We start from the raw sequence: 15,299 nt of genomic DNA, 5'->3' as shown, positions 1-15,299 counted from the left end.
GTAACTTTAAGGTGTATACTCAACGTAAATTAGAAAGAGGAGAGAATTGTATGTTTGATAAGTTTCAACGTTTTTTAGAAAAGTTTATTGGTCCAATCGCTGAAAGAATGCAAAAAAGTAAGGTCATTCAAGCACTAACTAATGGGATGATGGCTGTTTTACCCGTTTCTTTAGGGGTTGCTTTTATCGCAATTGTAGGGAATTTTCCTATTCCAATTTGGCAAGAATTTTTAACATCCATTGGGTTAGCTCCAATCATTCAAGAAGTCATTGCTATGACCAGTGGCTTGTACGCTGTTTACATTGTTTGTACCATTGCGTATGAAACTGCGAAGATGGAAAAACAAAATCCCATCACTAGTGTTATTTTATCTTTGGCATTTTTCTTGATCTTGGTACCACAGTTTGCCGTTAAATTAGGTGGAGAAGAAACAATTGTCATTAAAACAGCATCAATTGGGACTGACGGGATTTTTGTAGCTATTCTAGTCGGTTTAGGTGTAACTATGTTATATAGTTATTTAATGAAAAAAGAATTTTTACGAATTAAATTACCTGATTCCGTTCCTACGATGGTGACAGATTCGTTAAGTCCAACCTTTGTAGCCATGATAATTTTTGTGGTAGCTTTATTAGTCAAAGCTATTTTCACATATACTGGTTCGGGGGATGCGATGAGCTTTTTAACCGAGTTAGTGAGTAAACCAATTGCATCATTAGGCCAATCACCAATGACGGTTATTGTAGTCTTTACACTAGCAAATCTATTATGGTTTTTTGGTATTCATCCAAGTCCAATTATTAATATTTTCTTTGCTGTGATGGCGCCAGTCTTTCTAGCTAATATTAATGCATTTATTGCTGGTCAAGCGTTGCCTTATCCAGAAATTATGTTTTTCTCTAGTATTATTATGGTTGGCGGAACTGGGAATACGATTGGTTTAGCCTTTTGTATGTTAAGAGCAAAATCAGAACGATATAAATCCCTTGGTAAATTAGGTGTTGTACCAAGTATTTTCAATATTAATGAGCCATTGATTTTCGGTGTTCCGATTATGCTGAACCCTATTTTCTTTATTCCGTTGGTAAGTTCAACAGCTGTCGGTGGTTTGGTGTTACATTTATTCTATAAAGTTGGTTTCTTAAATTACTATAATCCAACGGTTGAATTACCTTGGGTGACACCACCAGTTGTTGCAGAAACTTTCTATGGCGGCATTCGCTTTGGGTTGGCAATGATTGCTGTGGTAATTGCTCTGACGTTGTTATATTATCCGTTTTTCCGTATGGCTGATGAACGAGCAGTGAAAGAAGAGCAGACCTTAGCGACAGGAGAACAAGAAAATGAGTAGCAGCGAAAAAAAACAATTGAGCAGTATGCCAAATGATTTTTTGTGGGGTGGTGCAATTTCTGCTACTCAAGTAGAAGGTGCCTATAACCGTGACGGAAAAGGCTTGAGTAATTTAGATTTAGCTTTGCGTTGTAAAAAAGGGGAGAAACGTCAAATAACTCAACAAGTGGATGTAAATCAATACTATCCTTCTCATCGAGCGATTGGCTTTTATGAAAGTTATCAAAAAGATATCCAACTGTTCGCTGATATGGGGTTTAAAAGTCTTCGATTTTCAATCCAATGGTCACGCATTTTTCCAACTGGAGAAGAGGAACGGCCTAATGAAGCAGGTTTATTATTTTATGAAAAAATTTTGGACGAGCTAGAGCGTCATCAAATCGAACCAATTATAACGATTTCACATTTTGATTTACCAGAAAATTTAGTGACAAAATATGGTTCGTGGAAAAATCGCCAAGTCATTACGTTCTATTTACGCTTTTGTGAAGCGCTATTTCAACGATTCAGTGATCGTGTCCGCTATTGGATTCCGTTTAATGAGATTAATGTTATTACGTATATGCCTTATTTTTCTACTGGGATTCATACAGAAAATTATCAAGAAATTTTCCAAATGGCGCATCATCAGTTAGTAGCAAGTGCAAAAGCGGTTCAATTAGGTCGGAAATATTCAAGTAACTATCGTTTTGCAACAATGCTTATGTATGGCCCGACTTATCCGCACAATTGTCACCCTGAATCTGTTTTTCAAGCAATGATGGATGATGAGGAAACCTATTATTTTGGTGATATTCAGATTCGAGGATATTATTCTCCGTGGGCTAAAAAAATGTTGGAGCAACTGGGTGTCCAACTAGCTATTACAGAAGAAGATGAACAAGACTTACGAGAAGGTGTAGTGGACTTTGTTAGTATAAGTTATTATATGAGTTGGACTACTGCACCAGAAACAGCAGCAGGAAATATGGCAACAGGAGGGAAAAATCCCTTTTTAGAGCAATCTGAATGGGGCTGGCAAGTGGATCCACTAGGACTGCGGATTAGTTTAAATCGTTTGTATCAACGATATGAGAAAGAAGTTATGATTGTTGAAAATGGCTTAGGAGCAGTTGATCATTGTTCAGAAAATGGTGAAATTTATGACGATTATCGCATTGATTATTTACAACAACATTTGCTGGCAGTGAAACAAGCGATTGTCTTAGATGGTGTGCCAGTAATTGGTTTTACCGTCTGGAGTGCCATCGACTCAATTAGTGCTTCAACTGGAGAAATTGGTAAAAGGTATGGTTTGATTTATGTAGATTTAGATGATGAAGGTCAGGGGACGCTGGCTCGAAAAAAGAAAGCCTCTTTTTATTGGTATCAAAAGATCATTGAGTCCAATGGTGCAGAGTTGTAAGCTCTATTTTCCGGAGTGGTATGATAAAATAACTGAACAACTAAACGCATGAACGAAACAACGTCTCTGACCAATTACCTGGTCAGAGACGTTGTTTGTGTTTTTATTGATTTAAATCTGTTAGTAGTAGCTCGTTAGAAACAGCAAAAGTAGTAACTTCTGTTAAAGCTGGATCCAAAGTGTATTTTGTAAATGAGGTAGTACTTTCTGGTTGGACATACATGGTTAGATTAGTCACATCATATCCTGACCAATAATGTGTGAAATCAGACAGAGAATTACTTTGACCTAAATGGCCAATTCCCCGAGGAATCATCACTGTTTGGAAGGCGCGATAGAGTTGCATAATCCCTTCAGAGCTATCAAATTCTTGGAGATTGTCAGAATAGTATAACGCACGAATGAAGCGTGACGGCGAAGTGAAGTCTCCTGGGATTCCTAATAGTCCGTAAGAAGTCCCACCTTCAATTGGGTCAAGTGTTGCGCCTGATTTTAAAGTGTAAGGTTCTTTAATAGCGTAGTTGCGCATTCCGATATAGTTTCGTGCATTGGTTAAATGATAATTGTATTCTGGGCTGTTTGTGACTACGCCAATCGAATCATAAATGACGAACGCTCCGTTATCTGTTGGTTGCAAAACGATACTATTATTATTTTTATCATTAATGGTCCAGTGTAAGGTGAAATGAACTTCCCCCAATGAATCAAGTTGGAATTTTTGATCTAACAGGCCGATTTTTTCAAAAGCTACTTTTACTTCGTCAACGCTTTCAAAATTACTCAAAATATAAGCAAGTACTTCTTCTGCAATATGAGGTGTTAAACCACGATCTGCTAAACTTTCAGCAGGTGCTGTTGAAGATTCCATTAAATATTGAATATCACCAGATAAGCCGGCTTCGTTGATACCATCTGTGATAGCAAGGCTGACGGTTTTACCATCGTTCGCTGGTTGATCTGTGCCTGACATTGCTAGTCCCATAAAGGCATATTTTGCCGTCCAAGGATTTAGTTGGCTGTTTAGAACTGTACCTTTTGGAAATTGAGCAATTAGAGTAGGGATTTTTGGTGCAATTGGATCTTCGTTGCCAAAAAAATCAAACGTAAAATCCATCGTACGTCCATAAAAAATATCATTTGTTTTGGAAATAATCTTGATGCCTGTACACATAATAGTTTCCCCCAATTAATGTAAGTTTGTGAAGCCTGTTTACTAGTTAAGCATATCATACTCTAGGAAACAGCGGTGGCTAAATTCTTAAAATATTAGACAATTTTGTCTAAATGAGGTGAAAAAAATTTTTTAGCGATTTCCTTCACAAAACACCTTATTATCTTTCCGAAAATATGATATCTTTAGAATGGAAATTTCATGAAAAGAGGATGCGAATGTTTAAAAAGTACACACAAATGATAAGGGATGAATTTAAAGGGTATGATCAAAAAAAATTGAAAAAAGATTTCTTGGCAGGTTTGACTGTCGCAGCCGTCGCGTTGCCGTTAGCGTTAGCGTTTGGGGTCTCTAGCGGCGCGACTGCAGCAGCTGGCATGATCACGGCGATTATCGCTGGAATTGTGATTGGGAGCCTTTCGGGTGGGTTTTATCAAATTTCAGGACCAACAGGTGCGATGGCAGCTATTTTAATGTCAATTGCGGCAGTGCATGGCATGCAAGGGATTTTGTTGGCCACCTTTTTGGCGGGAATTTTCTTGCTTTTGGCAGGGATTTTGCGTTTAGGGAGCTTGACTTCTTTTATTCCGTCACCGGTCATTACCGGGTTTACTTCAGGAATTGCTATTATTATTGCGTTGGGGCAGCTTGATAATTTCTTTGGGGTTCGTTCAGAAGGCCACAATTTAATTGAGAAAATCAGCAGTTATCGTTCATTGGGCTTTGATTTAAGTATACCAACGACGGTTATGTCGATTTTAGTGGTGCTTGGATTAGTGTTCTTTCCGAAAAAGTGGAATGCGATGATACCAGCTTCATTGGTGATGATTATTTTAGCTACGTTAGCAACAGTGGTTTTTCAACTGCCAGTGGCCACTGTAGGGAAAATTCCGACAAGTATTTTTAGTGATACACGTTTGGAACTTGGTTCGCTTCAATTAAGTGCGTTTCAGGATATTTTGGTGCCTTCGATTAGCATTGCTATGTTAGGTATGATTGAAAGTTTGCTTTGTGGCGCTTCGGCTGGTCGCATGACAGGGAAACCATTAGACAGTAATCAGGAACTAGTGGCACAAGGAATTGGCAACTTAATTTTGCCATTTTTCGGTGGCGTACCTGCGACGGCAGCGATTGCCCGCACGAGCGTAGTGATTAAATCTGGTGCGCAAACACGTTTAGCGGGTATTTTTCATGCAGTCTTTTTATTGTTATCGATGTTGCTTTTATCGCCAGTCATGTCTAAAATTCCCATGCCTGCGTTAGCTGGTGTTTTAGTGGTGACAGCGTGGCGAATGAATGAATGGTCGGTGATTAAAGAATTCTTCCAGAAACGATTCCACACAGCCTTATGTTTATTCTTCTTAACGATGGTAGCGACCGTTATTTTTGACTTGAGTTTAGCGATTGTTTTAGGGGTCTTAGCGGGTTGCCTGTTTTTCATTGCGAAAAGTGCCGTGATTACGATTAATGTCGAGGAAGTTGATTGGTCAAGAATGGGGCTAGTACCGACCGATTGTACGGAAAATTGGGTGGTGGTTTATTTGAGTGGCCCGTTATTTTTCATGTCTTCTGAACGATTGAAACAAACGTTACTGCAATTGGAAACAAAAAGTGGTGTAGTATTTTCAATGCGAGGAGTTCCTAGCATTGATAGTACGGCGTTAGATATTTTAGAAGAATTTTGTCTTGCAGCAGAAGGTCGTGGACAACAAGTTCAATTTGCCGCTCTGCAACCAGAAGTTGAAAAAATGATTCGAACCATTCAAGGAAATCAAGAGAAAGAATACCATTTCTCAGTCGCAGAATTTTTACAAACGGTGCATATTGCAGAACAATAATTCATTTTCAAATAAAATGTTCTATTTTCTATCGCGGGCTTAATGGGTGAAGAAATAAGAAAAATAAGTGGGGACTAAAACGAGTTTCTAGAGGAGTTCCTAAAAAAATAATAAAGAGAAAACTTCTAAGTATGAAGTTTTCTCTTTATTATTTTTTTTGTTATTTATTGAATTACTTCTAGCATAACGTCTTTTTGATCATCCGTAACATTGCCTGCGTAGTTAGGAGTGATTAAAGATATCGAACCATTTTTATTGTTGAATAAGTATAAAGTGCCCGATCTATTTTGTTCATCGTTTGAAGAAATATTAGTTCCTAAAATTAATTCTGTATTTACTTTAACGGTGCGAATACTGTTATCGGCCGCTGAAAATATTCTAATCTCTTTTGTAGGAATTGTATTTATAGATAGCTCATATTTATTAATGGCTTCTTTCACTTGACCATTTTCAGCCCCAAACAATTTAGTTCGGAAGGTAGCAGTTGGTGTTGAATTTAAGTTCTCTAACGTAATTGAAGTTGGCACATTCATTCCTTTAAAATTAAATACGAGTGGATTGTTTAAACTACTAAGATCGACAGCATAAGGTGTTGCTTCTAAAGAATTTGCTTCTTCGACATTTGTGGATACTTCATTTTTAGACTTTGCCGAAGCTTGAGTGGTACTGGCACTTTCTGAAGTTTCTTTTAGTTTATTATTAGAGCTTGTTTCTGTGCTAGAACTGTAATGATTAGCACTGCTTTTCATTGATGTTGTATGATTGGTAGAATTTTCTTGTTTTTTAGGTTCATTCGCTTTTTGAGAACTACAACCTGTTAAAAAAATAACTAAAATAACACAAAATAATTTTTTCATACTATTCCTCCTATAGACGCTATAACTAATTTTATCTTACTTGTTAATATAACAAAAGAAATAATTATTTTATTTTCACGAATGCTCAAATTGTTTAAATCTGTAGTTTTTATACTTATTTTTGTTGCATTTGCAACAAAAATAAGTTAAAGTAATGACAATCATAAAATATTAGCGAAAGGAAGTGTCCTAGTGATAGATATTTTAAGAGAAATTGGCATGATTGCGCGCGCCTTAGATTCAATCAGTAATATCGAATTTAAGGAATTATCTTTAACACGAGGACAATATCTTTATTTGGTCAGGATCTGTGAAAATCCTGGGATTATCCAAGAAAAGATCGCCGAACTGATTAAAGTTGATCGAACCACAGCGGCGCGGGCGATTAAGCGTTTGGAAGAACAAGGCTTCATTTATCGTCAAGAAGATGCAAGCAACAAAAAAATTAAGCGGATTTATGCCACAGAAAAAGGGAAAAACGTTTATCCAATCATTGTGCGCGAAAATCAACACTCGAATCAAGTTGCTTTGCAAGGCTTGTCAGAAGTGGAAATTTCACAATTGGCAGATTACTTAGTCCGGATGCGTAAAAATGTCAGCGAAGATTGGGAATTTGTCAAAAAAGGGAACACTCGAAATTATTAAGGAAAGGACGACTGATTGATGGGAGAAATAAAACAATTAACAATAGAAGATGCACCAGCGTTACAAGAAATCAGCATTGAAACTTATACAGATACTTTCGGACCATATAATACCCCAGAAAATATGCAAGCCTATTTAGTAGAAGCCTACAATTTAGAAAAATTACAAAAGGAATTGGCTAATCCCCACTCTGACTTTTATTTTATCTTTGTCGATAATCAATTAGCTGGCTACATGAAATTAAATCGTGAGACGGCACAAACGGAACCGATGGGGCCAGAAAAGCTCGAGGTTGAGCGATTGTATATTTTGCCTGCGTTTAAAGGAAAGAAGCTGGGGACACAATTGTTAGAACTGGCGGAAGAGAAAGCTCGTGAATTTGGTAAAAAAGCACTGTGGCTAGGTGTCTGGGAACACAATGATGCGGCGCGGGCATTTTATAAAACGATTGGCTACCGTTATTATAGTCAACATTCGTTTTTTATGGGAGACGATGAACAGACGGATTTTATTTTGTTAAAGGAATTGTAGCAAGAAAATTTAGAAACAAAGATTTCTGATAAAATCAGAAATCTTTGTTTATTTTTTTGACTAAAATTAAGCATTTTTTTATTTTCAAAATGTTATTTTTAAAAACGTAAAAATTGAAAAAGAAGATTTTGAATCTGTGAAAAGTTGTCGATCTTGTGAGAAAACTCTTTTGTCAGTGTCTTTTTTCAGGATGGGTCTCTTCCTGAAAATCCACTTCAGTTTATCTGTTTTGTGTGTGTTTGGTTAAAAAATGTTGTGTTGCATTTCATTTAACTGTATAATTTATTTATGTCATTTTTAATAATAAGCGTATTTTAGCATTTGAAAAGAGAATTTGTACATAATATGTGAATAAAAAGATTTGTTTCTTACTTTCTAGAGTGAGAGGACGATATAAAAAAGGTTGCTATTTTTTCGTTCAAAGTGAACAAAGAATCGTTTGTTATTTAGTTGGGGTAACTAATGATTGTTGTTATAAAAAGCGCTTACAATTTGTGTGATGAGAGTAGTACGCATGTTTGTGCAAAAGTGACAAAAAAGAGAAGGCAGGGTGTTTTAATAGAAAAAAATTTTTAATAAAAAGGAGAGTTTGTCGTGGAGAAAAATGTGTCTCAAGTAACAGCTCAAGAAGAAACAGCGATGAAAGCACGTGGCTACAATGAGGATTTGTTGCCAAGTAGCCCGAAACAACGGACAATGGGCGCGCGCAATTTTTTTACATTATGGATGGGTTCGATTCATAATATCCCGAATTATGCAGCAGTGGGCGGCTTTATTTTCTTAGGTTTATCGCCGCTGCAAGTTATGTTGGCAGTTGTGTTAAGCTCATTCATTGTAGCAACTTTCATGAATTTGAATGGCGTGGCTGGCTCTAAATATGGCATTCCTTTTGCGATGCACTTACAGTCTACTTACGGTAGTCTCGGGGCAAAACTGCCAGGGTTCTTAAGAGGTTGTGTGGCCGCGATTGCTTGGTTTGGTCTGCAAACATTTACAGGATCGCTGGCTTTATTAATTATTCTCGGGAAATTTTGGCCGAACTTTTTAGAAATTGGTGGATCATTCCAGTTTTTTGGTCTCAGGCTACCTGAATTAATGGCGTTTACTCTTTTCTGGCTCTTAAATGTGGCAATAGGTTTCGGTGGTAGCAAAATTTTGAACCGGTTTACCGCCATTTTAAGTCCGTTGATTTATGTCGTTATTATTGGATTAACGATTTGGGCCATTCGAGCTGGGGGCGGTTTAACACCAATTTTGTCCTATCAAGTTTCTGGTGCGATTCGTTCAGTCAATCCACTTGTGGCGTATCTGATTATTTTTAACTCGGTTGTGGCCGTTTGGTCAGCGCCTGGTGCGAGTGTGGCGGATTTTACTAAGAATGCGCGCTCGACACGTGCTCAGATTGTGGGGCAAACAGCAGGTTTAGTTGTTGGTTATGGGATTTTCGCTTTTTCCAGTGTGGTGATTCTGTTAGGTGGTTCGCTGTATTTTGGAATTCAAGAATGGAATATTTTAAACATTATTGATCGTTTAGATAATGTGGCAGTGGTGGTCTTAGCCATGTCGGTTTTCTTATTAACGACTATTTCAACGAATGCAACGGGGAACATCATTCCGGCAGGTTATCAATTGGCGGCGCTGTTTCCTAAAAAAATGACGTATAAAAAAGGCGTCATGATTGCCAGTGTTATTAGCTTTCTTATTATGCCTTGGAAACTGATGGAAAACGCCGATAGTATTTTTATTTTTCTGAACGCAATTGGGGCTGTTTTAGGACCAGTCGCTGGTGTGATGATTGCGAATTATTATTTTGTTCAAAAGCAACAAATTGATTTAAATGCTTTATACGTAGATAAACACAAAAAAGAGGAAGCCAATCCTTTTTACGGATTAAACAAGCCGGCGTATGTCGCTACTATTCTGGCGTTGGTTCTTTCCTTAAGTGGTCAATTTATTCCACAGGTTAAAATCATTGCTGATATTTCGTGGTTTGTGGGCTTTGCCACAGGTTTTGTGCTGTACTTAGTGTTAAAAAAATGGACTTGGGATTCAAAAAAAGTGAAAGAAACAGCTTATCAGGAGGGAAAATAAATGCAAGCAGAGTTAGTGATTAAAAACGGGTTAGTTATTTTAGAAACTGGAGAAGTCATTACGGATGTCGCCGTTCAAGGAGGAAAAATCGTAGCGATTGGGGAAGACTTGTCAGGAGAACGTGTGATTGATGCGACGGGTTTAGTCGTTAGTCCTGGGATGGTGGATGCTCATGTTCATATTACCGATCCTGGTGGTGGTTACCGCGATGAATGGGAAGGGTATGTCACAGGAACGGCCGCTTGTGCCAAAGGGGGCGTGACGACCTTTATGGAAATGCCTTTAAATCAGATTCCAGCAACCGTGGATAAGACCTCTCTTGAGATCAAATACAAGGCAGGAGAAAATAAACTAAAAGTAGATGTAGGGTCATTTGGCGGCGTGGTCCCGACCAACTTGGCTGGTGGGATTCAGGAACTTGATGAAGGAGGCGTTTCCGGCTATAAATGCTTTTTAGGAACGTGCGGCGATCGTTCAATTGAAGGAGATTTTCAAAATGTCGACGATTATTCACTATATGAAGGAATGAAACAAGTCGCCAAGACTGGCAAAGTGCTAGCAATCCATGCAGAAAATGCGCCAATTACGGATAAATTAGGCGCGTTAGCTTATCAAAATGGTGAAACGACTTTAGCGGCATATGTAGCTACACGTCCTGTGTTTACCGAAGTTGAAGCGATTCAAAAAGCCATTTTATTTGCCAAAGAAACAGGTTGTCGGATTCATATTTGTCATGTGGCTTGTCAAGAAGGCGTGGAAGAAGTTTTAAAAGCCCAAGCAGAAGGGGTAGATGTGACTTGTGAAACATGTACGCATTATTTATATTTTACCACGGATGAACTTGATGCCATTGGTCCAGTTGTCAAATGTTCGCCGCCAATTCGTGACGCGGACCAACAAGCCGCATTATGGAACCACGTGCAAACAGGCGGCATCGCGTTTGTAACCTCTGACCATTCTCCTTGTACGCCAGACTTAAAAGATATAACCAATGCTTTTGAAGCTTGGGGCGGCATTTCTGGTGTTCAAAATAACGTCGATGTGTTATTCGATGAAGCCGTCCAAAAACGTGGTTTATCCTTGAAACAATTCGCGGATATGATTGCAGCAAACCCAGCTGACCGTTATCACTTAGCACAAAAGGGCCGCATCAGCATTGGTAAGGATGCCGATTTTGTACTAATTAAACCTAACGCGTCGTATATCTTAAAAGCAGAAGATTTAGAATATCGAAATAAAATTAGTCCTTACATTGGTCGTGAAATTGGGGCCCAAGTGATTCAAACAGTTTTAAGAGGCGAAACAATTTACGCACAAGAAACTGGGGTAACCGAGGCGTTTAACGGCGTATTTATCAAAAATTAAACACCTATTTTAGAAATGAAAAGGGACGGAAGTGTGATTGAATTAGCGCCTCTGTCCATGAGTTAGAGGATGTTCGTTGGTTGTTTTGCACAAAAAAAGGCTTAATTTTGTTTGATAAGTACAATGAAGATGACTAGGGAAACGTTTACAATCAGAGTGTAATCAGTCAGGAGGTTTTGTGATGGACTTGGAAAAAGTTTTAAAACAAAGAATCGAAGAGTTGTCAGCAATTGGGAGTGATCCTGCAGGAGGGATGACACGCTTACTTTATACAGATTCGTGGTTGGCAGCACAAAAGTATGTGCAAAGCCAAACTGAGGCGTTTGGACTGGAAACGCAATTTGACGAAGTCGGGAATCTGTTTTGTCGAGTGGCAGGAACGGAATCTCCTCAGGAAACGATTTTAACTGGGTCACATATCGACACAGTAGTTAATGGTGGGACATTAGATGGTCAATATGGTGTCATTGCTTCCATGACGGCTGTTCAATATTTATTAGACAAATATGGGAAACCACGGCGTTCTCTAGAAGTGCTTTCCATGGCTGAAGAAGAAGGGAGCCGTTTTCCAACAGTTTTCTGGGGAAGCAAAAATGTCGTTGGTGAAGCCAAACGTGAAGAAGTAGTCGATATCTCTGACAACGAAGGTAAAAAGTTTGTTGATGAGATGCATCGCCAAGGCTTTGATTTTCGGCAGGAGCAAACTAGACGTGAGGACATTGAAGCATTTGTCGAAATTCATATTGAACAAGGCAATATTTTAGAGAACGAAAAGCTCCAAGTCGGTGTTGTTCATAGTATTGTAGGGCAACGTCGCTACACGGTTAACTTAAAAGGGCAAGCCAATCATGCAGGCACTACGCCAATGAGTTACCGTCATGATGCGGTATATGGCTTTGCTAAAATTTGTGCAGAAGCCATTGATCGTGCGAACGAGATTGGGGATCCGTTAGTTTTAACATTCGGTAAAGTCATTCCGAAACCCAATACAGTCAACGTGGTGCCTGGAGAAGTGGAATTTACAATTGACTGCCGTCATACCGACGCTGCTTTTTTACGACATTTTACCGGTGAATTAGAAGAATGGATGAAGACAATTGCTCAAGAATTAGGCTTAACGATTGCAATTGACCGCTGGATGGATGAAGCCCCTGTACCGATGAATCAAGCAATTGTAGAAGTTATTGAACAAAAAGCCAAAGAAGGCAAGTATCAGTATCGTATGATGCATAGTGGCGCTGGGCATGATTCGCAAATTATTGCGCCCCATTACCCGACAGCGATGATATTTGTGCCAAGTATTGGTGGGATTAGTCATAATCCAGCTGAAGCAACGGCATTTCCAGATTTGGTTGAAGGCGTCAAGCTTTTAGCAGATACCTTATATGAATTAGCGTATAAATAAGATAGAAAAGGAAGAATTGTGATGGGTTATAAAAATAATCGAGTTGGTTACCAAAAAGAATTGTTAACATCAAGAGCTGTGATAAAAAAAGACAATTACGCCATTATTCCCCATGATGGTTTGGTGCAAAATGCAGTACCTGGTTTTGAAAATGTCGATATTTCCATTTTGGGATCGCCTAAATTAGGTGCGACATTTGTGGATTACATTGCTACGTTTCATAAAAATGGTCAACAAACAACTGGTTTTGGTGGCGACGGGATTCAAACGTTGGTTTATGTCATTGACGGTCGTTTGCGCGTTTCAGATGGTCAAGAAACTCATGAACTTGAAGCCGGGGGCTACGCCTACTTTACGCCTGAAATGAAAATGTATTTAGCGAACGCACAGGAAGCGGACACAGAAGTTTTCTTATATAAAAAACGCTATCAGCCGTTGGCAGGCCATCAACCTTATAAAGTGGTTGGGTCAATTCATGACCAACAACCCGAAGAATATGAAGGAATGACAGACGTTTTACTTTGGAGTTTATTGCCGAAAGAGTTTGACTTTGATATGAATATGCATATCTTATCTTTTGAACAAGGTGCTAGTCATGCCTACATTGAAACGCATGTCCAAGAGCATGGCGCGTATTTAATTAGTGGCCAAGGGATGTACAATTTGGACAACGAATGGTATCCAGTGGAAAAAGGGGACTATATTTTCATGGGTGCCTATGTGCCACAAGCAGCCTATGCGGTTGGTCGTGAAGAACCGCTAATGTACGTTTATTCCAAAGATGCCAATCGTGAACCAGAATTATAAAGAAAAGCCGAATGTAAAGTAATGACCTCGGAACAATAGGATTTGAACACGCAGTGGTGAACGGTAGAGTCCTTCTTCTTGGTAGACGTTACTTTTATTCGGCTATTTTCCTGTTAATTATTTTTCTGAAAGTTCCAGCGCTACCCGTAAGAGTAAACTCGTCTCAGGCTCTTGAATAGAGGTGTCTAATAATTTTTCACATTGATTCATGCGATATTTAATGGTGTTTCTGTGAAGGTAAAGAGCGTTGGCCGTTTTAGTAATTTCACAATTGAAATCTAAAAAAACTTTCAAGGTTTTTCGTAATTCTTGTAACGTCGGTTCCGTCGGATAGGCCAACTCTTTCAATTGTTGCTGGCAAAAGTATTCAACATCTTCAGTGCCAATCTTTTCAAAAAGTCCAGCTAGGCCTTTGGGATGGAACAATTGCACAGTCGCTGGTTTTTGAGCGTGTAAAGAAGCCTCTAATGTCGAGGAAGCTTCAATATAAGAATTAGGCAAATCTTCTAGGTTTTCATAAGCATTGCCTAAAGCAAAGCGAATGGTAATAGGCAAAGCTTGTTGCAAACGTTCAGCGAGGTTTTGCAAAATCATCAAATGGTCATTTTTTTTAGATTGAAAAATCAAGATACTTTTATTTTGATTTTTTAATTTAAACAAGGCGACATCTGGCAGGATTTCCGGCAATTGTTCTTTGAGCCATTGGAAAATTAGTTGCCCTTCCGCTTGCTGATAACGAATATGGGTTTCATTTTCTGGTTTAGTCACGCCGTAGACAATCGCTAATTGATAATAATCACTGTTGATTAAACGATAATTTTTCCAAAGTTCCAACCAATTTTGATGTTTACTCAGCGCTTCTTGATGTGTATCAAGCAAGCGGTCCAAAAAGTCTGTTTTGAGATGTTCAAAAGATTCAGCAATTTTCTGGTTTTTAAATAACATAAAAGTCAAAACTAAAATGGCCTGATCAATGGCAAATTCAGAAATAGGATAAGGAATCTGTTCAGGAGATAAGACCAATAAATAATAGGGAAAATAATCGTTCACACGAATTGGAAAGCCAGCTACTTGAATGTTTTCTTGTCGCTCATCCTGTAAACGAAAGATTTTCTTTTCTTGTGCCAATTGTTGAAAGTGGTCTTTTGATAATTGTTTGATAAAAAACTCCGCTGATTTTTGATTGCCATAAAAATAATTCGAGTGGGCAATCACCTGTTGCCAAGGACTTAATAAAATAATTGGCGCATTTAAAATTTTCGCAAATTCAGCGATGAAACGCGTAGCATCAACATCTTGCATTAATAATGTTGAAAAACGCTTTTGGATGTCAAATGCTACAGACATCTGTTCGGTTTTGCTATCACGAAGATAGCCTACAATTTCATGCAACAACCCGCCTAGTGGCTGTGTGCTAGGAATTTTAATCAGGGGCAAATCAACGGCACTGGCATAGGCGGCAATTTCTGGTGAAATTTCGTCAAGGAACCGCCCAACTTTGATTCCTAAAGCCGTACACTCTGCTTGTTTTAGCGAGTCAATAAAAGGTTTCAATTTTTCTTGATCATCTTTATAAATCATTGCCGTTGTTAAAATCATGACATTTTTAGGGATAAAATCAGCCACATCAGGTGTTTCCGTGATTTCTACACTTTCCAAGGGCTGTGTTAAGTTTGAGTGAGACGATAATAATTGTAAGTCAGAAAATCTTGGTAAAGCCAAGACCTCAGCTAATATTTTCATCACAACAACCTCCTTTTTTTATAGTATAGCGAAGAATAAAAAGGAGTACAAAAGATAGTTATTGAATATGTCTAAAAAACAAAGTCAAA

General features: G+C 38.4%; 12 protein-coding genes. 9 read left to right on the top strand and 3 right to left on the bottom strand.

Features of this window, described 5'->3' with window-relative positions; all coding sequences use genetic code 11:
• Positions 1-50: 50 nt before the first annotated feature.
• Complete coding sequence (locus tag IGL36_RS11990) at positions 51-1,352, top strand: PTS sugar transporter subunit IIC (RefSeq protein ID WP_002397595.1); 1,302 nt, start codon at positions 51-53, stop codon at positions 1,350-1,352.
• On the top strand, positions 1,345-2,757 hold the full coding sequence (locus IGL36_RS11985) for a glycoside hydrolase family 1 protein (RefSeq protein ID WP_002397596.1): 1,413 nt from the start codon (positions 1,345-1,347) through the stop codon (positions 2,755-2,757). Before IGL36_RS11990 ends, IGL36_RS11985 begins: the two co-directional genes overlap by 8 nt.
• 103 nt (positions 2,758-2,860) lie before the next feature.
• Here the strand turns inward: IGL36_RS11985 and IGL36_RS11980 are convergent, their stop codons facing one another.
• Positions 2,861-3,928, bottom strand: coding sequence for a choloylglycine hydrolase family protein (locus IGL36_RS11980; protein WP_002367364.1), 1,068 nt, complete (start codon positions 3,926-3,928; stop codon positions 2,861-2,863).
• Positions 3,929-4,104: 176 nt separating this feature from the next.
• Here IGL36_RS11980 and IGL36_RS11975 point away from each other — a divergent pair, with 176 nt between their 5' ends.
• Entirely contained in the window at positions 4,105-5,766 is a 1,662-nt protein-coding gene (locus IGL36_RS11975) for a SulP family inorganic anion transporter (protein WP_002397597.1), read from the top strand.
• 164 nt (positions 5,767-5,930) lie between these two features.
• Here IGL36_RS11975 and IGL36_RS11970 read toward each other — a convergent pair whose 3' ends face one another.
• The gene (locus IGL36_RS11970; protein ID WP_002370054.1) at positions 5,931-6,623 is read right to left on the bottom strand and encodes a hypothetical protein; all 693 of its coding nucleotides are present in this window, start codon (positions 6,621-6,623) and stop codon (positions 5,931-5,933) included.
• Between the two features lie 192 nt (positions 6,624-6,815).
• On the opposite strand from IGL36_RS11970, the gene sylA reads away from it, so the two are divergent.
• From sylA to allE, 6 genes are all read left to right on the top strand, one after another.
• Entirely contained in the window at positions 6,816-7,268 is a 453-nt protein-coding gene (sylA, locus tag IGL36_RS11965; RefSeq protein ID WP_002397599.1) for a transcriptional regulator SylA, read from the top strand.
• A gap of 18 nt (positions 7,269-7,286) precedes the next feature.
• Positions 7,287-7,799 carry a GNAT family N-acetyltransferase gene (locus tag IGL36_RS11960; RefSeq protein WP_002384774.1) on the top strand — a complete coding sequence of 171 codons (513 nt, stop codon included), beginning with the start codon at positions 7,287-7,289 and terminating at the stop codon, positions 7,797-7,799.
• 594 nt (positions 7,800-8,393) lie between these two features.
• A complete protein-coding gene (allW, locus tag IGL36_RS11955) occupies positions 8,394-9,890 on the top strand; it encodes an allantoin permease (RefSeq protein ID WP_002397601.1) in 1,497 nt (498 codons plus the stop codon).
• A complete protein-coding gene (gene allB, locus IGL36_RS11950; protein WP_430608815.1) occupies positions 9,891-11,255 on the top strand; it encodes an allantoinase AllB in 1,365 nt (454 codons plus the stop codon).
• Between the two features lie 181 nt (positions 11,256-11,436).
• A complete protein-coding gene (gene allC, locus IGL36_RS11945) occupies positions 11,437-12,660 on the top strand; it encodes an allantoate deiminase (RefSeq protein WP_127341752.1) in 1,224 nt (407 codons plus the stop codon).
• A 21-nt stretch (positions 12,661-12,681) separates the two neighbouring features.
• Positions 12,682-13,467 carry a (S)-ureidoglycine aminohydrolase gene (gene allE, locus IGL36_RS11940; protein WP_002391368.1) on the top strand — a complete coding sequence of 262 codons (786 nt, stop codon included), beginning with the start codon at positions 12,682-12,684 and terminating at the stop codon, positions 13,465-13,467.
• A 117-nt stretch (positions 13,468-13,584) separates the two neighbouring features.
• Here allE and IGL36_RS11935 read toward each other — a convergent pair whose 3' ends face one another.
• Entirely contained in the window at positions 13,585-15,210 is a 1,626-nt protein-coding gene (locus IGL36_RS11935) for a PucR family transcriptional regulator (protein WP_002397604.1), read from the bottom strand.
• Between the last annotated feature and the right edge of the window lie 89 nt (positions 15,211-15,299).

It is taken from the genome of Enterococcus sp. AZ011 (assembly GCF_050548355.1).
GTDB classification, from domain to species: Bacteria; Bacillota; Bacilli; order Lactobacillales; family Enterococcaceae; genus Enterococcus; species Enterococcus faecalis.
Note: the sequence above shows the minus strand (reverse complement) of the source record. Positions and strands in the feature narration are given on the sequence as shown.